The sequence below is a fragment of the Lentibacillus persicus genome, from assembly GCF_900112705.1.
GTDB lineage: Bacteria > Bacillota > Bacilli > Bacillales > Amphibacillaceae > Lentibacillus > Lentibacillus persicus.
In genome coordinates, this window is sequence record NZ_FOMR01000004.1 from 289,876 (window position 1) to 316,725 (window position 26,850).

Sequence of the window (26,850 nt, forward strand, 5' to 3'; positions counted from 1 at the left end):
TTTGTAAAAATAATAGTGAGACTATCATTCTGGATTATTGTCATTTCCATACTCCAGTTTCATCAGCCGTGAGCGCAACTGCTTTAACCGTTCTTTTGATTTTATCGTTTCAACTTTATCATTAGCTTGCATAGCGTCGTACAACGTCATTAATTCATAATCAATTTCCATACGGACAACAGGCAAGGTTTCCATTTCTTGTTTTTTACGCAAATCTTCTATGACATATTTCATGTCACCCACAACCTTTCATATATCTTATATTATTTATATGCTTTGGCAGTTTTAATTGTTCAAAACCTTGAGATACAAGTCTTATTAATACTTTATAAAGAAATACCCTTTTTCTAAATTTTTAAACATTGCACTGCCTATCCTTTTACCTCAATAGCCGCTTTGTTCCTTTGAAAAGATCTGAGAGAAACAGAAGACCGTTCCGCGAACAGAAATATCAATCTGTGTGAGTTTGCTGACAGCCAAATATTTTATTAAACGGTATAACTTGACTGGGTTGTTTATTTACTCAATAATAATAATTATAATTTGAATGATGGATGTACTGAAAGGATGAGTAAATTGGGTTTTACCGGGTTTACGGAAAAGGAGTTTAATGCACTGACCATTGACGGACTTGATGCCCGTATGGCAGCCATAAGAGAAAATATCCAGCCTAAATTTCAAGCGATTGGCGAAGAACTCTCAGAGCGTCTTTCAAACACGACTGGACACGATATGCACGTCCATATTGCCCAGCACGCCAGAAGGACTAAAAACCCGCCAAATGACACATGGATGGCTTTTTGTCATAACAAACGCGGATACAAAAAACACCCGCATTTTCAAATCGGCTTGTTCGATGACCATTTGTTCATGTGGCTCGCTTTTATTTATGAACTGCCTGACAAAACAGACATTGCTGGCACGTTCTTGAATCATATGAATGATATTCATGAAACAATTCCCGATCATTATGTCATTTCGCTTGATCACACAAAAAAAGATGCAACATCACTGTCTGAAATTGACTTAAAACAAGCGCTAAGCCGTTTTAAAGATGTTAAAAAAGCTGAATTTCTGATTGGAAGGCATTTTTCTTCGGAGGATCCTATTTTACAAGACGGACAAGCATTTATTAAAGAAGCAAGTAATACATTTGAGACGCTCGCTCCCCTATACAAAATCGTGATGGAATAAGAAAAAAAGGCTGAGACAAAAGTTTAAAAGTCATAAAAAGACGAACGATTATTAGGAAAGGAAGCGGGATACACCGCTCCGGAAATATGCTCCGCTAACCTTGATTATCGTTCGTCTTTCATAATGCTCTGTTCAATTACGGCCCGGTCTCTTTTTCCTGCATCTTAATTTTTTCCTGATCGCTTTCCCGCGCCTTTTTTACCACCGGATAACTGGCATAGCCGGAAGCTTGCTTAAATTCACGAAAATAGGTTTTCTCCTCGCTCTTAGCCGGAACAACCTGTTTAAACTTGTTGTAAGCGGCAAGCAAATCTTTTCTGTTTACACGTTTTTCATATGCCTGTTCGATTAAAGCAAAAAAATTAACAACATCAATGACTTCCTGCATAGACCATGTATCGTCCATTGGGTAATGGTAATTCATTATTGTTTAGTCACCTCAATCAGCCCATTTTTTTCTAATTCCTTCTGCTTCCTCAATCATCGATTCAATCAGTTCGCTGACAGTTGGGATATCGCTTATTCTCCCAGCCCCCTGGCCTGCCCAGCCAAATCCTTTCGTGGCGTTTCCTTCATAAATATAATGCATGTTTGCCTCTCCGCTAATATAAGATTTTAACGATTCATAATCCCCTTCATTTTCTTTCTCAATTTCCAGGATTTTATCTGTCCATGTGTTTTTCAGCGCTCTTGCGGGCGTTCCCAGCGTGCGTTTAATAACTGTCGTGGCATTTTCATCGGCATCAAGCAATGCTTGTTTATATGCGGGATGGGCATCAACACATTCCTTAGTCGCAATAAAACGAGTGCCCATTTCGATACCTTCAGCACCGAGTGCAAGTGCTGCCATCATACCACGACCATCAACGATCCCTCCTGAAGCGATTACAGGAATGGATACTGAATCAGCCACCTGAGGCGTAAGGACCGAGGTTCCTATATCATTACGGCCAAGATGTCCGCCTCCTTCCTGACCGACGACCATGACAGCATCAGCTCCCAATTCTTCAGCCTTTTCCGCTTGCCGTCGCGCGGCAGTTAAAACAAGTTTTTTAATTGGATGGTCCTTCACCATGTCAAGGACGCCTTTAGGGTTGCCTCCTGTCACTGAAATAACCGGAACTTCTTCATCAACTGCAACCTGCACCATATGTTCATAAGCTCTGCCATGCTGACCAATCGCAAAATTGACGCCAAATGGCTTATCTGTCATTGTCTTTACCTTTTTAATTTCTGCTCGCAATGACTCGGAATCCGGAAGGCTCATTGCCGTTATTTGCCCAAGTCCGCCTACATTGGACACGGCAGCCGCCAGGTCAGCATAAGCAAGGTAAGCAAGCCCTCCTTGTACAATCGGATACTCAATATGTAGTAAATCAGTCAGTTCGGTCTCCCACCTCATCATAACTACCCTCTCCCTTTTTATTCTATCTTATCATTAATGGACCGTTTGTTTCTAATTCGAGAAATAAAAAAACAACTGCACAAATGAAAATGCAGTTGAATGATGAAAGCGCTGTTATTTTTTGTTTTACTTCCCCCCACAAGTTGGGCAAACACTATAATATGTTGTCACTTTCTCATCATTAAAATGCTCAATCACTTTTTGGCAGTCCTGACAGACGATCGTTCCCATTTATCCCAGCTCCTTTTATATTAATTAGAATAAGTTATTTATATTATAATGTGACACATTTAAAAAATCAACCCTTTATTAGTATGACATAATTAAAAAATATGTTTTAATTTACTTTTGTGATAAATATCGACTTGCCATTAGAATAAAAGCAGCCAGCTATTCAGATAGCTGGCTGCTTGACGATGTTTATTTTTTTAGTCAATCGTTTTTATAGTTTTAGGATCTGCAATTTTATAGCCTTTATCCCGCAACCCCGCTACAATATCCTCTAGCGCTGCTGCTGTCCATTCGCGATCGTGCATCAGCAAGTTTGCACCCGGCTTCAGCAAACTGTGGGGGACATCGACTTCCGGGCCTTTTCCCGTAACCATCGCTTCTGTAAGCTTTTCAGCATCCATATACGGCTCAAAATAATCATAGCCATACGTCCAATTCATTACAACCATTCCTTCATTTTCGGCGACTTTTTTGGAATACTCAGTGTTGGCACCGTTTGGAGCTCTGAAGAATTTCGGGCGTTCACCAATTATATCCTCTATCTCATCACTTAAAGTAACAATTTCATTTTTTTGTTCCTCGCGCGGCAAGTCAGGAAGAAATGGATGACTATCCGTGTGGTTGCCTATTTCAAACCCCAGTTTTTTAATTTGTTTCAATACATCCTTATCCAATTGGCTCTTGAGAAAATGGCCATTAACGAAAAAAATTGCACCGGCGTTAAGATCTTTTAAGGTCCTGGCCATATCCAGAGCGTGACTATCCGGTACATCGTCAATTGTCAGCAGCACCGCTTTCTCGGTTGCCTCTTCATTTACCGGTACAATTGATGACGTTTCACTATCGACTTGATAGAGCGTTTCAACAGGCTTTTCTTCTGAGGATTCGCTTTCATCTTGTTGATTTTTTTTCTCAGCAGCATTTTCTTCGTCAGGTTTACCTTCTTCTTTTGATTTTTCTTGATCGTCTTTATTCTTTTCAGTTTTTTCTTGCGGCGTATTCTGTTCTGAACCCTCTGAATTCGTTTCGTCCTCGGCAGACAAATCGCCACATGCCGTTAAAAAAACCACCGTCAACATAATCATCCCTGCGATGTTTTTCAATGTTGTCCTCCCCCTAAATATGTACTACGTATATTATAGAATAATTTTAGCGCATTTGACTATACCGTATTTGTTTATTTACTTATTATTTGGGTACTAGTAAACAGTATGACTTTAATTTTCCGGGGTAGAATAAGATCACAGCATTCTAGCTTGAATCGTGCATCATCTTATGTTTAAATACATAACTGTGTTATTTTGACAAACATCGACAATTGCACAGGAGCGTTTTAATTCTAAACACATTCATTATGGGAGTTAATAATCGTAATCGGACACATGCGCGAAATCATCCAATGATGAGTTTGGTTATCTTAAATTACACTATAGGGAGGTCTTAATATTAATTCCAAAAAAGTCACAGCTGTCTTTTGGGTGTCATTGGTACTAGTAGGTATTTTCATCGCTTGGGGCGCTCTACTGCCCGATAATGTTGAAAATGTTTTAGGTGTAGTCGACGGGTTTATTTCAGATACTTTCGGCTGGTTCTACCTGATTGTTACAACAGCATTTGTCATACTTGCTTTATATTTAGTGTTTGGACCATACGGAAAGATCAAGCTTGGACGACCTGATGACAAACCGGAATATAGTTATTTTACCTGGTTTGCATTTTTATTCACTGCCGGCATGGGGGTCGGTCTCGTATTTTACGGTGTCACGGAACCTTTAACACACTTTTATTCACCCCCTTCCGCTGAACCAGAGACAACTGCAGCTGCAAAACAGTCAATGCAGTATACTTTGTTTCACTGGGGAGTTCACCCATGGGCCACATATGCGGTACTTGCCTTGACACTGGCTTATTTCAAATTCCGTCACCGAGCCCCTGCATTAATCAGTGCAGCTTTTGCGCCACTGATTGGCGACCGATCTAAAGGCGGCTGGGGAATTGCCATTGATACACTGGCCGTGTTTGCTACCGTATTCGGTATTGCAACGTCGCTTGGTCTTGGTGCCACACAGATTACAGCAGGGTTGAGTTTCACTTTTGGGGGGATCCCTAATAACCTGACAACGAATCTAATTGTCATTTCAGTCATCACTTTATTATTCATGCTTTCTGCTACAACAGGAATTAATCGCGGAATCCGTTATTTAAGCTGGACAAATATCGTACTTGCGATTTCATTAATGCTCTTTGTATTTGTGCTTGGATCGTCGGTGAAAATGGTTGAATCTTTTACCACAACGTTAGGGAATTATATACAAAATCTCCCGACTATGACATTTGGTATGAATGCATTTGAAGGCGACAGAGGCTTTCTTAATTCTTGGACACTCTTTTACTGGGCTTGGTGGATTGGCTGGTCTCCATTTGTCGGCACCTTTATTGCCCGTGTTTCCCGAGGAAGGACCATTCGCGAATTCGTTCTTGGCGTAACTGCCGTACCGGTCGTTTTCAGCGCCTTCTGGTTCTCTGTTTTTGGTACCGCCGGCTTTGAAATGGACAAAGCTGAAGGCGGCGTTATCTATCAGTTAATGAATGAAATGGGGAATGAAGTAGCTTTATTTGCATTCCTTGAATCACAACCGGCAGCTGCCCTTGTTATCGGTATTGCAGTCCTTTTGATTACGTCATTTTTCGTTACATCGGCCGATTCCGGTACATTTGTGCTTGGCATGCTGACAACCGGCGGCAAATTAAACCCGGGTGTTAGTGTTAAAGCCACTTGGGGAATAATCCTGGCGGCAACGGCTGCAGTACTATTATGGTCGGGCGGTCTTTCAGCACTGCAAATGGCCATGCTGATTGCAGCGTTCCCATTTGCAATCTTAATGGTGATCATGTGTGTTTCGCTAATAAAAGCACTCAAAAGTGAACATGGTATTTTGCAGATGGAAACCAAGCAGCGTGAGTATGACCCCGAATTCCGTGAAAAGCAGCGCAAAGAACTTAAAAGAATGCGTGAAGGATTTGAGGAAAAACTTCCGGATACTGAAGATGAACGAGAATTTTGATACAAAAAGCTGTCCAGAGCAAGAGAGCGTCTCTGGACAGCTTTTTTCTGCAATGCACCCACTGGAATTGCAATGAAGGAATAAACCATTAATACATCCAATTTACTTTACGACTACAACTCTTACTGAAGCAACAAAGAAAAAATACCGCTGCACCCACTTTTCGTGGATACAGCGGTATTTCTTTAAGAGATTTTTTACATCGTATGAATTGGCGTGCCCAATGCAACGTCAGCTGCTTCCATGGTTACTTCACCAAGTGTAGGATGCGCATGAATAGTAAGTGCAATATCTTCAGCCGTCATGCCAGCTTCGATTGCCAGTCCAATTTCAGCGATAACATCACTTGAATTTGGTCCGACAACTTGTGCGCCGATTACAAGTCCATCTTCTTTTCGGGTAATCAACTTCATAAATCCATCTGTGCTGTTAAGCGACAATGCGCGGCCATTCGCACCAAACGGGAATTTAGATGCTTTAACATCGTAGCCGGCATCTTTTGCTTCCTGTTCAGAGTAGCCAACACTTGCAAGTTCCGGATCTGAGAAAACAACAGATGGGATGGCAAGATAATCAATTTCTGATTTTTCACCGCTGATGACTTCCGCTGCTACTTTGCCTTCATAAGAGGCTTTATGAGCCAACGGGAGCCCCTCAACGATATCGCCAATCGCATAAATGTTATCGATATTTGTCCGGCATTGTTTATCAGTTTGAATAAGTCCTTTATCATCAACCTCAATACCTACTTGCTCAAGGCCGATGTCTTCTGTATTTGGACGCCGTCCGACTGTAACAAGTACATAATCAGCTTCAATCGTTTCTTCTTTCTCATTCGCTTCATAAGTTACTTTTACACCGTCTTCAGTTTCTTCAACATCTTTTGCCATGGCTTTTGTGACGACCGTAACATTTTTATTTTTAAGGCCTTTTTTAATTGGCTGTTTAAGTTGTTTCTCAAATGTGCCAAGAATTTCGTCCATACCTTCAAGAACTGTGACTTCGGTGCCAAAATTGGCATACGCTGTTCCAAGCTCAATGCCAATATAGCCACCGCCGACGACAACCATTTTTTCAGGAATCTCCTGAAGATTTAATGCACCGGTGGAATCCAGCACGCGATCTGAGAATTTGAAGTTCGGAATCTCAATAGGTGTTGAACCGGTCGCAATAATGCAGTTATTGAACGTATAAGACTGTGAGTTTTTCTCATCCATTACTTTGACAGTGTTTTTGTCGACAAAGTATACTTCTCCTTTTACAATGTCCACTTTGTTGCCTTTAAGCAGACTTTCAACCCCTGAAGTAAGTTTATTGACGACCTTGCCTTTCCATTCCTGCACTTTGGAGAAATCGACCGAAACATTCTCAGTGCTGATACCGAGCTCTTCATTGCCGTGTGCATACTCCGTTTTATGACCGGCTTCAATTAAGGCTTTGGAAGGGATACAGCCGACGTTCAGACAAACGCCACCAAGGTCACCCTTCTCCACAATTGTTACCTTTTGGCCTTTTTGAGCAGCCCGGATGGCAGCTACATAGCCACCCGGCCCCGCTCCAACTACGAGTGTGTCTGTTTCAATTGGAAAATCTCCTACTACCATAATCTACGCCTCCATCATAATTAATTGTGGATCGTTCAGCAACCGCTTGATTTGATTAAGTGCCAGCTGTCCTGTTGCACCATCTACAATACGGTGGTCAAAGCTTAGAGACACTGCCAACACAGGCGCTATAACAATTTCGCCGTTGCGGACAATCGGTTTTTCCTGAATGCGTCCTATTCCAAGAATAGCTGCTTCCGGATAATTAAGGACAGGCGTAAACCACTGCCCACCGGCAGAACCAATGTTTGTTATTGTATTGGAAGCACCTTTCATCTCCTCAGGTGACAGTTTACCACTCCGGGCTTTTTCTGCCAATTCATTGACTTCCTGAGAAATCGAGAATATCGATTTGCGGTCCGCATCTTTAACAACCGGCACCAGCAATCCTCTGTCGGTGTCTGCGGCTATACCGATATTGTAATAATGCTTATGGATGATTTCGTTTGTGTCATCATCAACTGCCGCATTTAATATCGGGTATTTCTTTGATGCTGAGATTAAGGCTTTAGCGACATATGGCAAATAAGTCAGCTTAATATCTTGTTCTGCTGCAACCTCTTTAAATTTCTTGCGGTGTGCCACAAGTTCAGTAACATCCACTTCATCCATCAACGTCACATGAGGTGCTTTCGTTTTGGAATTGACCATGGCGTTTGCGATGGATTTTCGGATACTGCTCATCTTCTCACGCGATTCAGGATAGTTTCCTTGTGGAGCGGCGGTTTGCGCATCTGCGGATTTCTGTTCAGATTCATCCGTTTCAGCAGGCTGTTCTGCTTTCTGATCGCCACTCAAGTAACTGTCCACGTCTTCTTTTAAAATACGGCCATTTTTGCCTGACCCTTGCACTTTTTGAATGCTTACATCGTTATCACGTGCATACTTGCGAACAGATGGCATCGCAATTACACGTTTATCTGAAGACTGTTCTTCTTTCTCTTCAGATTCAGCTTTCTCAGTTTTGTCATCTTCATCGGACGATTTTTTATCCTCTTCTGCTGAGTGATCTTTTGACTCCTGAGTATCTTGTGATGCTTCCTCTTGATCTTCTTCATCCTCGTCCTCGTCCTCAGATTCATAGCCTTCAGCATCAAACGAAATGAGCGTGTCACCTACTTCGGCAACTTCTCCTTCACCTACGTGAACTTTGGTAACTGTTCCTTCAACTGGTGACGGAATCTCCACAACTGATTTATCATTCTGTACTTCACACAGTACATCGTCTTCCTTGACTTCATCGCCCTCTTTTACAAACCATTTGGCGATTTCACCTTCATGGATCCCCTCACCAATATCAGGCAATTTGAAATTAAACGCCATTATGATAGCCTCCAATCATTCATTAAAAGTTAAGTACTTGGTTCACTTTGTCGATGACATCTTTATGCGTTGGCAGCCAAACTTCCTCTGCTTCTGAGAACGGGTATACCGTATCAGGTGCTGTTACACGCAGAACAGGCGCTTCAAGATGCAGAATTGCACGTTCCTGAATCTCGGAAATGACATGGGCGCCTACACCAGCCTGACGTTGAGCTTCCTGCAGCATTATAACACGGTTGGTTTTCTTAACTGATTCAACTATTGTCTCCATATCCACCGGGGAAATCGTACGTAGATCGATTACTTCCGCTTCAATGTTATCTTTCTCCAACTCTTCAGCCGCTTTTAATGCCGTGTGTACCATCGCGCCGTATGCAACGAGCGTAACGTCACTGCCTTCACGTTTTATATCGGCTTTGTCCAAATCCACTGTATAAGCTTCGTCCGGTACTTCAGCACGGAAAGAACGGTAGAGTTTCATGTGTTCCATGAAAAAGACCGGATCGTTGTTTCGGATTGAGGAGATCAGAAGTCCTTTTGCATCATACGGGGTTGATGGGACGACGACTCTGATTCCCGGCTGCTGTGCGATAAGTCCTTCGAGCGAATCCGCATGCAGCTCCGGCGTATGAACGCCACCACCAAACGGTGTCCGGATTGTTAACGGCACAGGCTTTGTACCACCTGAACGATAGCGCATCCGTGCTATCTGCCCATTGATGGCATCCATTGCCTCATAAGTAAAACCGATAAACTGAATTTCCGGTACCGGCCGGAAATCCTGCAGTGCAAGGCCCAGCGCGAGTCCGCCAATTCCTGATTCAGCAAGAGGCGTATCAAATACACGATCTTCCCCAAATTCATCTTGCAACCCTTCCGTTGCACGGAATACGCCGCCATTCTGTCCAACATCTTCACCGAATACCAGCACATTCTCATCATTTTTCAGTTCATGATGCATTGCATCGGTGATTGCTTGAATCATCGTCTTTTGTGCCAATTTACTTCGACTCCTTTTCCTTGTATTCTTCCATTTGCTCCTGCAGGTTGTTTGGAAGTTCGTCATGCATAATATCAATTAAGTCCGTTACTTTTTGTTTTGGATAATCGTCTGCTTCTTTAATAGCTTTTTTAATATCTTCTTTGGCATCTTCAATCACTTTATTTTCTTCATCTTCTGACCACAGGTCTTTACTTTCAAGATATTTGCGAAGACGCACAAGCGGGTCTTTTTTCTCCCACTCATTTGTCATGTCTTCCGTACGATAACGTGTTGGATCATCACCAGCCATTGTATGCGGTCCATAGCGGTAAGTCATTGTTTCAATCAATGACGGCCCACCACCGTTAACAGCACGTTCTCTGGCTTTCTTTGTTGCTGCATAAACAGCAAAAACATCCATGCCGTCGACTAGATAGCCCTCAATTCCCGCTGCCACACCTTTTTGTGCGAGCGTATTTGCATTTGTCTGCTTTTCAACCGGAACTGAAATTGCAAATTGGTTGTTTTGTACAAAGAAAATCGTTTGAGCACCATAAACGCCTGCAAAGTTAAGGCCTTCATAGAAGTCACCCTGCGAAGTTCCGCCGTCACCGGTGTATGTAACAGCGACAGCTTTTTTGCCGCGTTTTTTAAGCCCCAGGCCTACACCGGCAGCCTGTGTAATCTGAGCACCAATGATAATTTGCGGACTCAAGCCATTCACACCTTCAGGGAACTGATTGCCATGAAAATGACCCCTGGAGAAAAGGAATGCCTGATAAAGCGGAAGTCCATGCCATATCAGCTGTGGCACATCACGATATGCAGGAAGCAGATAGTCATCTTCCTCAAGTGCAAAGTGACTTCCTAACTGAGAAGCCTCCTGTCCTGCTGTAGGCGCATAGAAGCCTAAGCGGCCCTGACGATTCAATGCAATTGAACGCTGGTCAAGCATTCTTGTGTAAACCATTCTGCGCATCAATTCTTTCAAATCATCGTCAGAGAGATCAGGCATCCACTCCTCATTTACTACCTCACCATCTTCATTTAGGATCTGGAACATTTCGAATTGATTCTCAACATTTTCAAGTACGTCTTTCAAAATCGTCACCTCTTCCTTTCTTTATGACTGTTTATATTCTTTTCTAGCTTTCCCAAAATATGAATAAACTGTACCCTTATGCTCTAAAATGTGTTCCCTTTTTTTACTAATTGTAATCATGCCTTCTCAACATTCTATCTGTTACAATGAAAAAGCAAAAAAAAATGGTACAATTTCTAATCCATGTTAAATTGTAGCCTACACGCATCTATTGGTCAATTGTTTTGATTAAGTTTTTTCATTTTTTGACAATGGTGACAGCGGTTGCATTCTCAGGAGCACTACTGCATTTCGAACTGTTATATTTTAATAAAAAAACTGTATTAATTTTCAAGAGGATGGTTACATTCTTTTAGATGGGTGGCGAGAACCAGACAATTGACCAAAAAAAAGAACCAGATGAATTATTCATCTGATTCTGTCTCTTCCGATTTACTTGAGTCTCCATTGCTGTTCTCGTCAGCTTTAGGGTTTTCTTCATAATTCACTTCAAGCCCGGCTGCATCATAAAATTCTTTTTTTAATGCGTTATATTCAGTGGTTAGCTCATTAAATGCCTCGTTAGCATTCATGACGTTCTGGTAGTTTTCATTTAAGTTGTCGATATGATCTGTAAGTGTTTCTTGTTCCAGATCTTCCTCCTGGAGAATCGTATATAATTCTTCTTCCAAAGATAAGGAGTCTGAGTACGCCTTGTAAAGCTGATCATAAGCTTTATAACGGTCTTTCATCGTATTGACAAGCTCTTCTCCTTTTTCCTTGGCAGCTTCTTCTTCCAAATCAGATATCATACCTTCAATGTTTGAAAATTCCTCTTTGGATGCTTCAATGCTCTCTTTTTCTTTATCTATTTTCTCTTTTCTTGTTTCGATATTTTCAAGTGCCTGGTTGGATAACTCTTTGATCTTGTCGAACTCCTCCATACTTAAATCAATAATTTGACTGTATATTTCCTGCTCTTCCTTCTCAAGCTCGACAATCTCGTTCTGCTGTTTTCCGAATTCCTGTTCATTTTCAACAGCCTTTTCCAGATGATTATAAATTTCCTCAGAAGTCGTCGTTCCGCTGCAGGCAGAGAGAATAACAATGAGACTTAATAAACTTATCAATGATGACTTTTTCCATACCACTTAGCATGTCTCCCCTCAAACGAGTTACAGAATTTAGTGTTCAGTATAACATATACAAATGGAAAACGGTTTTTCTTAAAAAAATTTCTTGTCCTGCTGCAAATTTATGATGCTTCAAGACATAATATGTTAAAATACTCTTATCATAGCGAGTGCAAAGGTACTTAAATAAGGTATTTCGAGGAATAAGCTAGGGAGTGTCAAAGAATGATTACAATGGAAGATATTGTACGGGAAGGACATCCTTCTTTACGTGAGAAAGCTAAAGAAGTGCCGGTCCCCCCGTCTGAAGACGATACAAAATTATTAAATGAGATGCTTGATTTCATCAAAAACAGCCAGGATGATGAAATTGCTCAAAAGTATAATTTAAGGCCGGGTGTAGGCTTGGCTGCAACGCAACTGGGCATTAATAAACGCATGTGCGCTGTTCATTTTGAAGACTTAAAAGGAAAGTTGTACAGTTATGGGTTAATTAATCCAAAAGTTGTCAGCCATTCCGTTGAACAGGCCTACCTTTCAGCCGGTGAAGGCTGCCTTTCAGTAGATCGTGACGTTGAAGGCTATGTACCGCGCCAAGCCCGCATTACTGTTAAAGCGATTGATATCGAGGGAAATGAAATTAAATTGCGTTTGCGTGACTATGCAGCCATTGTTGTACAGCATGAAATAGACCACTTGGATGGCATTATGTTCTATGATCATATTAATAAAGATCATCCTTTCGCTGTACCGGACAACGCTAAATCAATCGGATAATACAAAAATTTAATGAACTGCAGGAATCTATATTCATAGGTTCCTGCATATTTTTGTTTATACCGCAAAAAATAAGGGCAGAAATCAGCGATAAACCCTTTTTGTTCACTTAAAGAACGTGTTTTTTTAAAATAATTGCAGTGTTTTTATTTCAAATTTGTTCAAACAGTATTATACTGTAGGTAAGAGGGATTGGATCGGCAGAACGTTTTTATCGCTTTTCTTAAAAGACTGAAAGGAGATGTCCATCTCATGTTAAAACGCCTGAGAGAAAAGCTGAAAAAACGCTGGAAAGATTTTCTTGGAAGAGGACGTGTACCGACAACTTTTGGAAAGGAATACCACGATTAAGCTAATATTGCGGCGGAATCAGGCCACAACCGTTCACTCAGGATACGGAAATTCTGGAGCTGCCAGATTACAAAGTTATTGAGTGAACGGGTAATTAATAATGCCTGTCCGCTTAAAGCGGAATAGTTGATGCACATTTTTTAAACAATTGATTAACAACTGCAACAGCGATCCAGCGGGAAATTTGAGGGCATTTAATCCTGCTTAGTTCGGGATGCTTTCTATGACTGCGTAACTAAACGATTAATCAGGGATACGGAATAATAAACAAAATAGTATTGAGACGTAAGGAGAGATAATTATGATTTTTAAGGTTTTATATCAGGAATTACCTGACGAAATACCTGTTCGTGAACGAACGAAAAGCTTATATATTGAAGCTGACTCCGAAAGAAATGTACGTCAAAAACTGGCAGACCGCAACTATAATATTGAATTTATCCAGAAATTAGACGAAGCACATTTAGAATATGAAAAACAATCCGAGCTCTTTGAAGTGGAGTCTGTCTGACGCATGAAGTTCGTTAAAAATGATCAGACAGCGGTTTTTGCATTAGGCGGTCTCGGTGAAATTGGGAAAAACACCTATGGCATCCAATTCCAGGATGAAATTATTCTTGTTGATGCAGGGATAAAATTCCCGGAAGACGAATTGCTGGGTATCGATTATGTCATCCCCGATTACACCTATCTGATACAAAATCAGGATAAAATTAAAGGATTGTTCATAACACACGGGCATGAGGATCACATCGGAGGGATCCCTTATTTGCTGCGTGAAGTAAATGTGCCGATTTATGCCGGCAAGCTTGCACTTGGCTTAATTCGCAATAAACTGGATGAACATGGTCTGTTGCGTAATGCCAAATTAAACGCGATTCAAGAGGATGATGTGATTAAATTCCGTAAAACATCGGTATCCTTTTTCCGTACAACCCATAGTATCCCTGACTCATTTGGTATCGTCATAAAAACACCACCAGGCAACATTGTGCATACTGGTGATTTTAAATTTGACTTCACCCCCGTTGGAGAGCCTGCCAATTTGACCAAAATGGCAGAAATCGGCAAAGAAGGCGTGCTTTGTCTGCTGTCTGACAGTACTAACAGTGAGGTTCCAGGTTTTACAATGTCCGAACGCGTTGTAGGTGAGAACATCCATGACATTTTCAGCAAAGTCGATGGCCGTTTAATATTTGCAACGTTCGCATCAAATATTTACCGCTTGCAGCAAGTAGTTGAAGCCGCAGTTAAACATGACCGAAAAGTTGCCGTATTCGGACGGAGCATGGAATCATCCATTCGCATCGGACAGGAACTCGGTTATATCCAGGCGCCTAAGGATACGTTTATCGAGGCCAACCAGATAAACCGGCTCCCTGCTCATAAGGTAACCATCCTTTGCACAGGCTCACAGGGTGAACCGATGGCAGCACTTTCCCGAATAGCAAATGGTACACATCGTCAAATCCAAATTATACCCGGTGATAAAGTCGTCTTTTCTTCATCACCAATCCCTGGCAACACCGTGAGTGTCAGCCGAACCATCAACAAACTTTATCGGGCCGGGGCAGATGTTATTCATGGGCCGTTGAGTGACATTCACACATCCGGCCACGGCAGCCAGGACGAGCAAAAACTGATGCTCAGGCTTATAAAACCAAAATATTTTATGCCGATCCACGGCGAATACCGGATGCTGAAAGAACATTTGAAACTCGGTGACGCATGTGGCGTAGATCCAACCAATTCATTTATAATGGACAATGGCGATGTTCTTGCACTGGGCAGCGATAATGCCATGATTGCCGGGAAAATCCCATCGGGTGCTGTCTATGTGGATGGTAAAGGAATCGGCGACATTGGCAATATCGTATTGCGTGATCGTCGTATTCTCTCTGAAGAAGGCCTGGTTATGGTCGTTGTCAGTATTAACATGAAAGAATTCAAAATCGCATCCGGTCCTGATATCATTTCGCGCGGTTTTGTCTACATGCGTGAATCCGAAGACTTAATAAATGAAGCTCAGAAACTCGTCTCAAAACATTTAAATACCGTTATGGAACGAAGAACGAGTCAATGGTCTGAAATTAAAAATGAAATAACCGATACAATTGCACCATTCCTCTTCGAAAAAACGAAACGCAGACCAATGATTTTACCGATTATTATGGAAGTTTAATGATTTCATAATTTAAAAAACGAAAAAAGAGGGCATGAAAATAGTTTTCATGCCCTCTTTTTTCTCGTTTTACAGGAATTGTTTTAATCAATGACAAGATGCTTTTCAAATCGGGAAATATCTTTATCGGCTCCAATAACAATAAGAATATCCTCTTCATTAAGCACTTCTTCTGCCGCCGGTGATACATTAATATCCTTTTCACGCTTAATTGCTACAATATTACAGCCATAATTCGCCCTGATGTCCAACTTCGCTAAACTATTGCCGCCCATCTTTCTGCCTGCCTTCACTTCCACAATGCTGTGATCGTCAGACAGCTCAAGGTAATCAAGGATGTTATTGGAGATAATATTGTGTGCAATTCGTTTACCCATATCACGTTCAGGATGGACAACCTGGTCAGCGCCAATTCGTTTTAAGATTTTCTCATGATAATCGTTCTGTGCTTTTACAGTTATTTTTGAGAGCCCAAGATCTGTTAAGACTACTGTTGTTAAGATGCTCGCCTGAATGTTGTCACCAATTGCAACGATAACGTGATCAATATTTTTGATGCCTAACTCTTTTAAGGTTGCTTCATCTGTCGAATCTGCAATAACAGCATGGGAGGCAATGTTTTTAAATTCATTAATTCGATCCTCATCTAAATCAATAGCTAATACCTGTCTGCCTTCAGCACTGAGTTCCTTGCAAATACTGCCGCCAAATCGGCCTAAACCGATTACTGCATAGTCTCGTTTCATCCCTGTTCCTCCATACTGTGATTTGACAATAGTCTATCACAATGTGTCATTTCTGGCACTAATTTACCGACTGATTTTATTCAAACATTGTAACGATTTCGAGACAAAGGTTTCACCGTAATGTCACAGATACCTGTTTGAGGCAGTGTTGATGTGTTTTATACTATCTATATAGGGAAAACTACCACCTGGGCATATAGCTGGAGATAATCATATATTTGATTGGCAGAAACGGTTGTTTGGGCACATAACCCATAAACTGCGACGTATCTTCAATAGAAGTTGGGTCTTCGGCTAACCGCTCCGGCAATATACTTCGCTTTCCATGGGCACGGCCTCAGCCTCCTCAGAAAGCAAATACCGCTTTCTTGCGGGGTCTTCGGACACGTGCTGTTCCCATAGGAGTCTTCGTATATTGCCTGCGCTGGGGATGCTTACTGTTTCTGTGGTGCTATGCGATCAAACCAACCATAGCGTAGGAAATACACGGAGACTCCAGCGGGAGCAGAGGCATAGGTGAGACACTGAAGTGCGCTAGCACGAAGGGGCTCACCAGCCGCCCGCGGAAAGCGGAGTGTATTTCCGAAGCGATGTCATAGCAACTTACTGAAATCAAAAAAAGAATTTTCACCGGTTCTCACTTTTCATCAACTATGATGTTAAAGCGCATTAAGGTTTATAAGATCAATGACAACCCAAAATTATCAATATGATATTTGCGATGCATTCACTGAAGGAGGCTTCCATCATTGGAGTTCGATACAGTATTAATGAGCAGACTGCTGACTGCCATGACACTGGGGTTTCACATTATTTTTGCGACATTAGGCGTCGGTATTCCGCTCCTCATTTCCATTGCCGAGTTTATAGGAATTAAAAAAAATGATCCGCATTACCGTCTGCTGGCACGACGTTGGGCACGCGGATTTGTTATATCAGTCGCTATTGGGGTCGTTACAGGAACAGCCATCGGCTTGCAATTATCCCTTGTATGGCCAAACTTTATGGAAGTTGCCGGTAACGTGATCAGCCTGCCATTATTTATGGAAGTTTTCGCGTTTTTCTTTGAAGCGATTTTCCTCGGCATTTATTTATACACATGGGACAGGTTCAAGAACCAATATATTCACTGGCTATTCTCACTTCCTATTATTATTGGCGGCGGGTTTTCAGCGATATTTATAACAATGGTCAATGCCTTTATGAACACCCCCGATGGATTTACTGTTGAAGATGGCGTATTTACCGCCGTTAATCCGCTGGCAGCCATGCTCAACCCGGCGACACCCACAAAAGTGTTCCACGTTTTATCTTCAGCGTATTTAACGTGTGCCGCCATACTTGCTGCTATAACAGCTTTCATGATCCTGAAGAAGAAAACCAGTGATTATTATAAGAAAGCTTTGAAACTTACGCTGACATTGACATTCATTTTTGCCGTCATAACTGCAATCGCCGGTGATTCATCCGCTAAGTTTCTGGCAGAACACCAGCCCGAAAAACTCGCTGCTGCAGAATGGCATTTTGAAACTGAAGAAGGTGCTGACCTGATATTATTTGGCTGGCTGAATGACGCACATGAGGCAATCGGCGAAATACGCATACCTAAATTCTTAAGTTTTCTTGCTTACGGTGATTTTAACGCTGAAGTGACTGGCCTGGAAGACGTACCGCAGAATCAATGGCCGCCGCTCTGGGTTCATTATATGTTTGATTTGATGGTCACCATTGGGTTCTTTCTGCCGGCAGTTGCTTTATTGTATTTCATTTTAAGCAAAGTGAAAAGATGGAATGAACATAATAAAGGCATGCTTTCACTTATTGTACTAAGCGGTCCATTAGCCATGCTCGGAATCGAATTCGGATGGATTTATGCCGAGGAGGGCCGACAGCCATGGATTATAAGGGGTTATATGACTGTTGAAGAAGCGGCAACCTCTTCGCCGCAAATCAGCCTGATGTTTTTCCTGTTTCTTGCGCTCTATATTGTTCTGGGGACATTGTTTGTTCTCACATTGCGTAAAGTTTTCAAGGATAACCCGGCCGAGGAAGAATTGGAAAAGCAGTATCCATCTGTGAAAAAGGGTGATGACGCATGAGTTATGAAATTATAGGTATTGCAGTGTTATGGCTATTTCTATATGGCTATCTGATAGTAGCTTCGGTTGATTTTGGTGCCGGCTTTTTTGCCTTTTACGCCAAAGTAACCAAGCAGGATCATATCATTAATCAGCTTATTTCCCGGTACCTTTCACCCGTCTGGGAAGTAACAAATGTATTTTTCGTCTTCTTTTTTGTCGGGATTGTCGGGTTTTTCCCTGAATCCGCCTATTATTACGGCTCGGCTCTATTGGTTCCCGGCAGCATCGCCATTATTTTGCTGGCAATCCGCGGCTCGTTTTACGCGTTTGAAAATTATGGGTCGAAACAAAGTATGGTTTATATGTTTTTATATGGCGCTACCGGGTTGTTGATTCCCGCCTCCCTCTCAGTTGCACTGACTATCTCTGAAGGTGGTTTTATAGTAGAAGAAAGCGGTGTGGTTTCATTGCAATATCAGGAATTGTTCACAAGCCCCTTGTCCTGGAGCATTGTCGGGCTATCAATTGTCTCAGTGCTGTTTATCAGTGCCGCATTTTTAACGTTTTACGCAAGCAGGGCCAATGACTATCCGGCACTGAACCTGGTGCGCAAGTTCACCCTTTTTTGGAGCACGCCGGCCATTATTGCTGGATTGACTACATTTATATTTCTGAGTCAGCATAATGAGAGACATTATGAAAACATGCTCGATTTATGGTGGATGTTCGGACTTTCTGTGGCACTTTTTATAGCTGGTATATGGCTGATTTACAGCAAGCGGCATTATGGACTCGCCTTCATCAGCATCATGCTGCAATACTTTTTCGCCTTTTTTGGGTACGGAATTGGTCACTACCCGTATATCCTTGATCCATTCATTAGAATATATGACGGCGCTACACATGAATCAATGGGAATAGCTCTTGTGGCGGCATTTATCGGCGGGTTGCTACTCCTTATTCCGTCACTTATTTTGTTAATGAAACTATTTTTGTTTGACGCTGATTATGTAAAGGGCAAAAAGTAACGATTACGATACCGTTTTTAGGAGACTGAAAAGCTATGAACAGCTTAAGAGAATTAACATTTAGCTATAAACGATCGATAACAATTTTGTTTAGTTTGTCCGTTATTACAGCTGCAGCCTTAATATTCCAGGCTTACTTTCTCGTATCAGCTGTTGAAGCGGTATTTCTTAAACAGGTTATTTTTTCAGATATCGTATGGGTGCTCGCCGGACTACTTGCTGCTTTACTAACGAGAACAATCACCGCTTATACCACGAATCACATTGGTATCAATATGGCTGCCGATGTCAAAGCAACTTACCGGAAAGCGCTCTTGCATAAATTCGCCGACACATCTGTTAAACAGTCGGCTAAAGGGCAGTCCGGCGGTAAAATCAGCACTTTGCTTGATTCCGTCGATGAGATGGACAGCTATTTCAGCGAATATATCCCGCAGCTCATTCAAACATCGATTATACCGTTGATTATTTTAATAACGGTATTTACACAGCATGTGAATACTGGATTTATTATGATTATCACAGCACCCTTCATTCCAATTTTTATGATTATTATAGGTATGAAAACAAAGAACAAATCAGAAGAACAGCAGGAAAAAATGACCGCGTTTGCCGGTCATTTTCTTGATACGCTGCAAGGCCTCACAACGCTAAAACTATTTGGACGCGCAAAGGACAAGCAAGATTCATTGGAAAAAAGCAGTTTAAATTTCCGTGACGCCACGATGGAGATTTTAAAAGTCGCCTTCACATCTTCATTTATGCTGGAACTGATTTCAATGCTCAGCATCGGACTTGTTGCGCTCGAATTGGCCATCCAAATGATCATATACGAGCAGGTTTCCTTCTTTACGGCTTTTTTCATATTAGTTCTTGTGCCTGAATTTTACTCATTCCTGAAGCAGCTTGGCAGTTCATTTCACAACGGGCGCACCAGTATCGGTGCAGCCAATAAAGTGATTGAAGCGTTACAGGATAAGGGCAATCCCGTACAGTGGGGAAATCGAACATTGGAAAACTCCCCGCCTGTCATTAATCTTGATAACATCCATTTCGATTACGGTGAAGAACAATTTTCTTTAAAACAGGTCACAACCTGTATTCCTGCATATGGTCAGATTGCAGTTGCCGGCAAGAGCGGCTCGGGCAAAACTACACTGCTGCATTTAATTGCCGGCCTCCTCCCTGTGTCAAACGGTGACATAAAACTGAACGGGATACCGTTATCACACCATAAAGAAGCCGACTGGTTTAATCAATTGAGTTATATTTCACAGCATCCGTATATATTCGCAGGCACAATTGCTGAAAACATTGCCATTGGAGGGAATTCTGATGCCAGCCGAAAAGAAATCGAAAAAGCTTCAGAAGCAGCAGGTATTGCAGAAATGGTGCAATCACTTGACAAAGGGTATGATACGCCAATCGGTGAGGGTGGCCGAGGACTTTCAGGCGGTGAAATGCAACGCCTGGCTCTTGCCAGGGCCTTTTTGAAAAAACCGGCTGTCATTCTGTTTGATGAACCAACAATAGGACTCGATCTCTATACGGAAAGTATTTTGCAGCAATCCATTAAACAATTAGGGAAAAATGCGACAGTCATAACGGTTGCCCACCGCCTCCACACAATTAAATACGCTGATAAAATTCTTTATCTGGAAAATGGCAGATTAATGGCCGAGGGCACCCATCAACAGTTAATTGATGAGGTTCCCGAGTACCGTGAAATGGTGACCGTTCAGCAAGGAGGCAAGGCCAAATGAAAGACTTAATCATGATTATCAGGCTAATGATGACGGAAAAAAAAGATATACTTCTCTCAATTTTATTTGGCTTTATCGCAGGTATCACCGCCGTGGGACTATTCGCAGCAAGCGGCTATTTAATTTCAAAAGCTGCATTAACCCCTCCCTTTTATACGCTGATTATCCTCACCTCAATGGTGAAGCTGCTGGGGGTTACAAAAGCCGTCGCCCGTTATGCTGAACGTTACTTTTCCCACAGAGCAACCTTTACGATTTTAAGCAATTTGCGGGTGACGTTTTTTAAAAAACTTGAACCGTTGGCACCGGAAATTTTCCATAAATACCGAAGCGGTGATCTGTTATCCCGGATAGTCGGTGATGTGGAAACACTGCAAAATTTCTTTTTAAGGGTCTTCTATCCCCCTATCGTATTGGCACTGGTCTTTATAAGCACAATCCTGTTTACCACATTTTTTTCAGTCTATATAGCGATTGTCTTATTAGCAGGCCTTATATTGACAGGAGGCGTCATCCCGGCTTGGTTTGCACACAAACAGAGGAAAATTGACAGTCAGGTCCGGGCCCGAAGAGGAGCGTTATCAACCGATGCAACTGAATTCCTGTACGGCTTTCGCGATTTAAAAATCTATCAAAAACTGATTGAAAAAGAACAGCAGCTTATTCAGTCATCAGAGGCCTATATTAGCGAGCAAAAAACCGAAAACTTAAATAAGCTGTACAGTCAATCGGTCAATTCATTTGCGTCCCAATTTATTTCCTGGCTTGTGCTGGCGCTGGGGAGTTATCTTGTCATTGAAGGGGACCTCGAAGGTATTTTATTGGCAATGCTTGTTATGATTTCGCTGACCGTTTTTGAAGACGCTGCGCCAATGGCTGCATTTCCAATCCATTATCAAGACAGTAAGCGTGCGCAACAGCGTCTGTCCGGTGCCGTCGAACAACAACATGAAACGAATGAATTCAGTCACGAAATGGAAGCTTTGCCTGAAGACCATTCCATTCCAATTGTGATGGAAGATGTTTCATTTACCTTCCAGGATGAGCTCCGGCCAGCACTGAAAAATATTCATTTGAATTTGCCTGCCGGTTCCAAAACAGCAATCGTCGGACCAAGCGGCTCCGGCAAATCAACACTAATGCAGCTGTTATTGAAAATAAACTTTAAAGACAGTGGCGATATTCGCTTTAACCATGTGCCTGTTGAGGATTTAAAACAGGAATCAATCTGGCGTCACGCGAATGTCGTCCTGCAGGAAAATCATTTCTTTTATGGAACCATCCGGGAGAATTTACAGCTTGCAAGTGATCATATTAGTGACAAAGAAATGGAGAGTGTTTTGGAAACCGTCGGCTTGGATTATCTATCGTTGGATGACGCTGTGCTTGAAAAAGGTGAAAACCTTTCGGGCGGGGAAAAACAGCGCCTCGCAATCGCACGGGTTTTATTGAAGGATGCAAACCTGTGGCTGCTTGATGAGCCAACATCCTCCGTCGACGCAATAACTGAAAGAAATATCTATAACCATATTTTTAAACAAGCTAAAAACGATACGCTTATCCTAATCAGTCATCGGCTGACTAACCTGAACGAAATGGATCAGGTTATCGTGATGGATCAGGGGAGCATTATTGAATCCGGAACATTTGAAGAGCTCATGCAGCAACAAGGCTACTTGTATGAAATGAAACAGATCGAGAAAGATTTGTTGTAAGACGACTTTTCAAAAAGGTTTGTGACACAGAATTCATAAACTGCGAACTAGTTGGTGCGTCGTCCACCGCTTCGGAAATACACGCCGCTTTCCGCGGGCGGCTGGTGAGCCCCCTCGCGCTGAAGCGCTTCGGTGTCTCACCTATGCCTTTGCTCCCGCTGGAGTCGGCGTGTATTTCCTTCGCTAAGGTTGCATACTCATGTACTGCCATAGAATATACAGTAAGCCTTTTCCAGCGCAGGCAATATACGCAGACTCCTATGGGAACAGCACGTGTCCGAAGGCACCTTGAAAAGCGGTCTTTGCTTTTCAAGATGGCTGAGGCCGTGCCCATGGAAAGCGAAGTATATTGCCGGAGCGGCGTTTAATGCTCACCGAAATTAAGAAGGAAGATTTTCACTGGTTCGCACTTTACATCGATTGCGCATGCGAGTGTCTATAAAAAAACTGAAAGCGGCGGCTTTCAGTTTTTTTATTCTACATCGCATCAAGCATTTGAAACTGTGATTTCACCAGTTCAAAATATTCGCCTTGTAGTTTCATTAATTTATCGTGACTCCCGTTCTCCAGTATTTTCCCATTCTCCAATACAAAGATATTATCCGACTCTCTGATGGTTGAAAGACGATGTGCGATGATAATCGCCGTTCTGCCTTTCAAAAGCTGCTGCAAAGCCTTTTGAATCTTCATCTCTGTTTCTGTGTCGATACTGGCTGTGGCTTCATCCAGAATTATAATTTTAGGATCTGCGAGCAGGGCCCTGGCAAATGACAATAACTGGCGTTCCCCTGCCGACAGTATGTTGCCGCGTTCTTCAACTTCAGTTTCATAACCGTTTGCCAGTCGCCGAATAAAGTCATCTGCACCGACCACTCTTGCTGCTTGCATGACTTCTTCATCTGTAGCATCAGGACGCCCGAAACGTATGTTTTCCATAATATTACCGGAGAAGATAAATGTATCCTGCAGCACGACACTAATCTGCTTCCGCAAACTTTGCAGCCTGACATCGCGCAAGTCGTGTCCGTCAATTTTCACAGCACCGTGCGTCGGATCATAAAAGCGGCTGATCAGATTGGCGATCGTTGATTTTCCACTTCCGGTATGCCCTACAAGTGCTATTGTCTCACCTTCATGGATCTTCAATGATATCTCATGCAATGCCGTCCGGTCCGCATCATACGAGAATTGCACGCGATCGAACTCAATTTCACCTCGCATATCCGGTAAGTCAGCGCCATCTATTTTGTCGACCACGTTTGGCTTTTCATCTAAAAATTCAAAGATACGCTCCGATGCGGACATCGCCATCAGCAATTGATTGTACATTTGACCGAGACGTGATATTGGCTCCCAAAACATGCCGACATAAAAACCAAAGGATACAAAGGTTCCAATCGCAATGCCTCCATTTGCCTCACCAAGCAGAATGAGATAAGCCCCATACGTTATCAAAATAATGGTGCCGAGCGCATTGCTCATTTCCACAAACGGCCCGAACATAGCACTCTTTTTAGTGGCAACACGCCAGCTTTTAAAATTATCGGTGTTCACCCCGTCAAAATAGTCACTGTTCGCCTTTTCCTGAGAGAACGATTGAGTAATCCGTATCCCTTGAATACTTTCATTCAAGTGCGAGTTCAAACGTGACTGCTGAATACGCACATCCTGCCAAGAACGCCGGATGTTACGTCTGAGCTTAGTCGAAATATAGAACATAATCGGCAAAATAACCATGATGGCAAGTGCCAGTTTCGGACTGAGTACCAATAAAATAACAATAATTCCCGTCAGCGTTACGACATCCATTAAAAGATTAATAATGCCATTTGTAAACAGCTCCTGCAGCGAGTTCGTATCATTCATAATCCGCACGATAATCGAGCCGCCTGAACGCGTGTCAAAGAAACGGTGTGACAACCGCTGTATGTGTGAAAATAAATGCTGTCTGAGATCATATATAACATTTTGCCCTAAAATATTGACCCACTTTATACGAAAGGCGTTGCCAATATAACTTAAGAGGTATAATAGACCGATACCAATCACCATATATGTGAGCATCGTCGTATCTTCATTAGCGATTATAATATCAAAAGCAACTTTACCAATCAAAATCGGGACAATCAAACGGACTGCAGTGGAAATCATCATCGCGATAAAGGCACCGGGCAAGTATGTTTTGGAATAGGGCTTCAAATACGTCAATAAGCGCCACATTTGCTGCCAGTTAAACGGCTTCTCAACTGCATGATCCACAGTATAGTAGAACCTGTTTAAATGACGATTTTCAGTTGTTTTCTCGTTTGCCATGATACTCCTCCCTTTCTATGTTGCCGTATCCATAATTTGCTCCCGGTCCTGATACTGTATATTATAGATCCGTTCGTAAGGGCCGTTATGCTGCACCAATTCGTCGTGTGTACCGCGTTCCACAATCTCCCCTTCCTCCAGAACGAGAATTTCATCAGCATGCTTCAATGAAGATATGCGATGCGCAATTATGAAAGTGGTCCGCCCTTTCATAACTTCTTTTAACGCTCGCTGGATTTTAAATTCCGTTTCCATATCAACTGCAGAGGTCGCGTCATCCAGTACTAATATACTTGGATTAATGCAGATTGCTCTTGCAATAGCGATACGCTGCTTTTGACCACCGGAAAGCCCCATGCCGCGTTCGCCGAGCATCGTATCGTAACCCATCGGCATTTCCATAATAAAATCATGTGCCTGAGCCCGTTTTGCTGCATCAATAATTGCCTCTTCAGATAATTCCGGATTACCATAACGAATATTTTCCCTAATGGTAGTAGAGAATAAAAATGACTCCTGGAGAACGAATCCAATATGTTTGCGGAGGGTTTTCAGCTTGTAATCGGAAACAGGTCTTCCATCTACCAGAACTGCCCCTTTTTCAGCTTCGTAAAAACGCGGAATCAATTGTGTGATACTCGTTTTGCCTGACCCGGTTGCCCCGCTGAGACCGATAACGCTTCCCGGTGGCGCATCGAAGGTAATATTTTTTAATGCTTTATCATCATTGTCAATATAGGTTAATGTAACGTCTTTAAACGTAACATGACCAGAGATGGCAGCATCAATTGCATCTTCGTTCTCCTTCACATCTTCATTTGCTTCAAGCACTTCGAGAAGCCTCTCCCCTGATGCTTTTGCCTGTGAAAACATGTTAATGACAAATCCAAGATTCATAAGCGGGCCCATGATATACCATACAAGACTGAAAAAGGCGACCAGTGCACCCAGGCTCAAATCATCATTAATAACAAGAAAGCCGCCGTAAGCGAGGAGCAACACGACACATATATTTCCGATGAACTCCATCACCGGAAAATATTTAGCCCATATACTTGAGGTCAATAAATAATTTTGGCGATAATTATCATTACTGTCTGAAAATCGTCCGACTTCAAAATCCTCTTTCGATAAAGATTTCACTGTGTTCATTCCGCTGATATTTTCCTGGACGCGGGTGTTCAACCTGCCGAATGATTTACGGATCCCTCTGAAAGCCGGGTGGACCCGTTTATCAAACTTATAAACAACAATTGCTAAAAAGGGCATGGCTGCCATTGTAATTAGCGCAAGCGGCATCGAATAATAAAACATGACACCAAGGCTGAATACAATAAGCAGCGTTATTTCAATAAGATCGGAAATCCCAAATGAAATAAAATTACGAAACCCTTCCACATCAGTCGTTTTACGAGACATCAGATCTCCCGTTCGAGCGTTATCGTAATATTTAAATGACAAGACCTGAAGTTTCTCATATAGCGCTTCCCGAAGTCTGTAAACAGCTGTTATTCCAAATAAATCACCCATATATTGGTGGAAAAAAGAAGCAATTGCCTTTAAAAGCATGATTAAAAAGAACCCAATCGCAATATACGGAATCAATGAATACCGTTCCTGCAGTACCACTTCATCAATCGTCAGCTGCAGGACAATAGGATAAACAACTGTTATGGCCACTACAAAGAAAAGAAAAAATATTGACGTAAATAAATACTTTCGATAAGGCCAGTAAAATTGTTTAAGTTTCTTGAACGTTCCCATCGTGTTTTCCCTCCCCGATGTCTTTTCATAATATCTAATATAACGGGTCTCGAAATAAATTACCATATCTTTTGCTGATTTTTTTAAAATTTTTTATTATACAGGCCTGTGT

Annotated in this window: 22 protein-coding genes; 9 read left to right on the forward strand and 13 right to left on the reverse strand. The window is 42.1% G+C overall.

What is annotated here, in order from left to right:
• Nucleotides 1–24 precede the first annotated feature (24 nt).
• Nucleotides 25–234 carry a hypothetical protein gene (locus BMZ22_RS07600; RefSeq protein WP_090083843.1) on the reverse strand — a complete coding sequence of 70 codons (210 nt, stop codon included), beginning with the start codon at nucleotides 232–234 and terminating at the stop codon, nucleotides 25–27.
• A 342-nt stretch (nucleotides 235–576) separates the two neighbouring features.
• Here BMZ22_RS07600 and BMZ22_RS07605 point away from each other — a divergent pair, with 342 nt between their 5' ends.
• A complete protein-coding gene (locus BMZ22_RS07605) occupies nucleotides 577–1,194 on the forward strand; it encodes a YktB family protein (RefSeq protein WP_090083846.1) in 618 nt (205 codons plus the stop codon).
• 136 nt (nucleotides 1,195–1,330) lie between these two features.
• Here the strand turns inward: BMZ22_RS07605 and BMZ22_RS07610 are convergent, their stop codons facing one another.
• From BMZ22_RS07610 to BMZ22_RS07625, 4 genes are all read right to left on the reverse strand, one after another.
• Entirely contained in the window at nucleotides 1,331–1,618 is a 288-nt protein-coding gene (locus tag BMZ22_RS07610) for a UPF0223 family protein (protein ID WP_090083848.1), read from the reverse strand.
• Nucleotides 1,619–1,633: 15 nt separating this feature from the next.
• Nucleotides 1,634–2,596 carry an NAD(P)H-dependent flavin oxidoreductase gene (locus BMZ22_RS07615; RefSeq protein WP_090083990.1) on the reverse strand — a complete coding sequence of 321 codons (963 nt, stop codon included), beginning with the start codon at nucleotides 2,594–2,596 and terminating at the stop codon, nucleotides 1,634–1,636.
• A 129-nt stretch (nucleotides 2,597–2,725) separates the two neighbouring features.
• Nucleotides 2,726–2,830, reverse strand: coding sequence for a GapA-binding peptide SR1P (locus BMZ22_RS07620; protein WP_090083850.1), 105 nt, complete (start codon nucleotides 2,828–2,830; stop codon nucleotides 2,726–2,728).
• Between the two features lie 197 nt (nucleotides 2,831–3,027).
• Complete coding sequence (locus tag BMZ22_RS07625; protein ID WP_090083853.1) at nucleotides 3,028–3,933, reverse strand: polysaccharide deacetylase family protein; 906 nt, start codon at nucleotides 3,931–3,933, stop codon at nucleotides 3,028–3,030.
• A 375-nt stretch (nucleotides 3,934–4,308) separates the two neighbouring features.
• Here BMZ22_RS07625 and BMZ22_RS07630 point away from each other — a divergent pair, with 375 nt between their 5' ends.
• Nucleotides 4,309–5,895 carry a BCCT family transporter gene (locus BMZ22_RS07630; protein WP_281242074.1) on the forward strand — a complete coding sequence of 529 codons (1,587 nt, stop codon included), beginning with the start codon at nucleotides 4,309–4,311 and terminating at the stop codon, nucleotides 5,893–5,895.
• A gap of 197 nt (nucleotides 5,896–6,092) precedes the next feature.
• Here BMZ22_RS07630 and lpdA read toward each other — a convergent pair whose 3' ends face one another.
• From lpdA to BMZ22_RS07655, 5 genes are all read right to left on the reverse strand, one after another.
• Entirely contained in the window at nucleotides 6,093–7,499 is a 1,407-nt protein-coding gene (gene lpdA, locus BMZ22_RS07635) for a dihydrolipoyl dehydrogenase (RefSeq protein WP_090083856.1), read from the reverse strand.
• Between the two features lie 3 nt (nucleotides 7,500–7,502).
• Entirely contained in the window at nucleotides 7,503–8,822 is a 1,320-nt protein-coding gene (locus BMZ22_RS07640) for a dihydrolipoamide acetyltransferase family protein (RefSeq protein ID WP_090083859.1), read from the reverse strand.
• Between the two features lie 22 nt (nucleotides 8,823–8,844).
• Entirely contained in the window at nucleotides 8,845–9,822 is a 978-nt protein-coding gene (locus BMZ22_RS07645; RefSeq protein ID WP_090083861.1) for an alpha-ketoacid dehydrogenase subunit beta, read from the reverse strand.
• Nucleotide 9,823: 1 nt separating this feature from the next.
• Entirely contained in the window at nucleotides 9,824–10,906 is a 1,083-nt protein-coding gene (gene pdhA / locus BMZ22_RS07650) for a pyruvate dehydrogenase (acetyl-transferring) E1 component subunit alpha (RefSeq protein WP_090083864.1), read from the reverse strand.
• A 404-nt stretch (nucleotides 10,907–11,310) separates the two neighbouring features.
• The gene (locus BMZ22_RS07655; RefSeq protein ID WP_090083866.1) at nucleotides 11,311–12,036 is read right to left on the reverse strand and encodes a YkyA family protein; all 726 of its coding nucleotides are present in this window, start codon (nucleotides 12,034–12,036) and stop codon (nucleotides 11,311–11,313) included.
• Between the two features lie 207 nt (nucleotides 12,037–12,243).
• Here BMZ22_RS07655 and def point away from each other — a divergent pair, with 207 nt between their 5' ends.
• The 3 genes from def (at nucleotide 12,244) to rnjA (ending at nucleotide 15,328) form a co-directional block, all read left to right on the forward strand.
• Nucleotides 12,244–12,795 carry a peptide deformylase gene (def, locus tag BMZ22_RS07660; RefSeq protein WP_090083868.1) on the forward strand — a complete coding sequence of 184 codons (552 nt, stop codon included), beginning with the start codon at nucleotides 12,244–12,246 and terminating at the stop codon, nucleotides 12,793–12,795.
• A 652-nt stretch (nucleotides 12,796–13,447) separates the two neighbouring features.
• Nucleotides 13,448–13,657: a DNA-dependent RNA polymerase subunit epsilon gene (locus BMZ22_RS07665; protein WP_090083870.1), complete on the forward strand. Its 210-nt coding sequence runs from the start codon at nucleotides 13,448–13,450 to the stop codon at nucleotides 13,655–13,657.
• 3 nt (nucleotides 13,658–13,660) lie between these two features.
• Nucleotides 13,661–15,328, forward strand: a complete 1,668-nt coding sequence (rnjA, locus tag BMZ22_RS07670) for a ribonuclease J1 (RefSeq protein WP_090083873.1) — start codon at nucleotides 13,661–13,663, stop codon at nucleotides 15,326–15,328.
• 83 nt (nucleotides 15,329–15,411) lie between these two features.
• On the opposite strand, the gene BMZ22_RS07675 is transcribed toward rnjA, so the two are convergent.
• The gene (locus BMZ22_RS07675; protein WP_090083876.1) at nucleotides 15,412–16,074 is read right to left on the reverse strand and encodes a potassium channel family protein; all 663 of its coding nucleotides are present in this window, start codon (nucleotides 16,072–16,074) and stop codon (nucleotides 15,412–15,414) included.
• Nucleotides 16,075–16,823: 749 nt separating this feature from the next.
• Between BMZ22_RS07675 and BMZ22_RS07680 the strand changes: the two genes are divergently transcribed.
• The 4 genes from BMZ22_RS07680 to cydC are packed head-to-tail and all read left to right on the forward strand — an operon-like array spanning nucleotide 16,824 to nucleotide 22,661.
• Nucleotides 16,824–18,173 (forward strand): cytochrome ubiquinol oxidase subunit I, encoded by a 1,350-nt coding sequence (locus BMZ22_RS07680; RefSeq protein WP_090083878.1) that lies wholly within the window; start codon nucleotides 16,824–16,826, stop codon nucleotides 18,171–18,173.
• Nucleotides 18,170–19,183, forward strand: coding sequence for a cytochrome d ubiquinol oxidase subunit II (locus tag BMZ22_RS07685; RefSeq protein ID WP_090083881.1), 1,014 nt, complete (start codon nucleotides 18,170–18,172; stop codon nucleotides 19,181–19,183). The genes BMZ22_RS07680 and BMZ22_RS07685 overlap by 4 nt, the downstream gene beginning before the upstream one ends.
• Before the next feature lie 35 nt (nucleotides 19,184–19,218).
• Nucleotides 19,219–20,946: a thiol reductant ABC exporter subunit CydD gene (gene cydD / locus BMZ22_RS07690; protein ID WP_090083883.1), complete on the forward strand. Its 1,728-nt coding sequence runs from the start codon at nucleotides 19,219–19,221 to the stop codon at nucleotides 20,944–20,946.
• On the forward strand, nucleotides 20,943–22,661 hold the full coding sequence (cydC, locus tag BMZ22_RS07695) for a thiol reductant ABC exporter subunit CydC (RefSeq protein WP_090083886.1): 1,719 nt from the start codon (nucleotides 20,943–20,945) through the stop codon (nucleotides 22,659–22,661). Before cydD ends, cydC begins: the two co-directional genes overlap by 4 nt.
• Before the next feature lie 477 nt (nucleotides 22,662–23,138).
• Here cydC and BMZ22_RS07700 read toward each other — a convergent pair whose 3' ends face one another.
• Together BMZ22_RS07700 and BMZ22_RS07705 are read right to left on the reverse strand one after the other, a co-directional pair.
• Nucleotides 23,139–24,974, reverse strand: a complete 1,836-nt coding sequence (locus tag BMZ22_RS07700; protein ID WP_090083889.1) for an ABC transporter ATP-binding protein — start codon at nucleotides 24,972–24,974, stop codon at nucleotides 23,139–23,141.
• 15 nt (nucleotides 24,975–24,989) lie between these two features.
• Nucleotides 24,990–26,738: an ABC transporter ATP-binding protein gene (locus BMZ22_RS07705; RefSeq protein WP_090083891.1), complete on the reverse strand. Its 1,749-nt coding sequence runs from the start codon at nucleotides 26,736–26,738 to the stop codon at nucleotides 24,990–24,992.
• Nucleotides 26,739–26,850 lie beyond the last annotated feature (112 nt).

Bases quoted from the DNA above. Each gene is read 5' to 3' on its own strand.
- BMZ22_RS07610 (WP_090083848.1), bottom strand. From the start codon at position 1,618: ATGAATTACCATTACCCAATGGACGATACATGGTCTATGCAGGAAGTC.
- BMZ22_RS07615 (WP_090083990.1), bottom strand. From the start codon at position 2,596: ATGAGGTGGGAGACCGAACTGACTGATTTACTACATATTGAGTATCCG.
- BMZ22_RS07620 (WP_090083850.1), bottom strand. From the start codon at position 2,830: ATGGGAACGATCGTCTGTCAGGACTGCCAAAAAGTGATTGAGCATTTT.
- BMZ22_RS07665 (WP_090083870.1), top strand. From the start codon at position 13,448: ATGATTTTTAAGGTTTTATATCAGGAATTACCTGACGAAATACCTGTT.
- def (WP_090083868.1), top strand. From the start codon at position 12,244: ATGATTACAATGGAAGATATTGTACGGGAAGGACATCCTTCTTTACGT.
- lpdA (WP_090083856.1), bottom strand. From the start codon at position 7,499: ATGGTAGTAGGAGATTTTCCAATTGAAACAGACACACTCGTAGTTGGA.
- cydD (WP_090083883.1), top strand. From the start codon at position 19,219: ATGAACAGCTTAAGAGAATTAACATTTAGCTATAAACGATCGATAACA.
- cydC (WP_090083886.1), top strand. From the start codon at position 20,943: ATGAAAGACTTAATCATGATTATCAGGCTAATGATGACGGAAAAAAAA.
- BMZ22_RS07685 (WP_090083881.1), top strand. From the start codon at position 18,170: ATGAGTTATGAAATTATAGGTATTGCAGTGTTATGGCTATTTCTATAT.
- BMZ22_RS07700 (WP_090083889.1), bottom strand. From the start codon at position 24,974: ATGGCAAACGAGAAAACAACTGAAAATCGTCATTTAAACAGGTTCTAC.
- rnjA (WP_090083873.1), top strand. From the start codon at position 13,661: ATGAAGTTCGTTAAAAATGATCAGACAGCGGTTTTTGCATTAGGCGGT.
- BMZ22_RS07600 (WP_090083843.1), bottom strand. From the start codon at position 234: ATGAAATATGTCATAGAAGATTTGCGTAAAAAACAAGAAATGGAAACC.
- BMZ22_RS07675 (WP_090083876.1), bottom strand. From the start codon at position 16,074: ATGAAACGAGACTATGCAGTAATCGGTTTAGGCCGATTTGGCGGCAGT.
- BMZ22_RS07705 (WP_090083891.1), bottom strand. From the start codon at position 26,738: ATGGGAACGTTCAAGAAACTTAAACAATTTTACTGGCCTTATCGAAAG.
- BMZ22_RS07640 (WP_090083859.1), bottom strand. From the start codon at position 8,822: ATGGCGTTTAATTTCAAATTGCCTGATATTGGTGAGGGGATCCATGAA.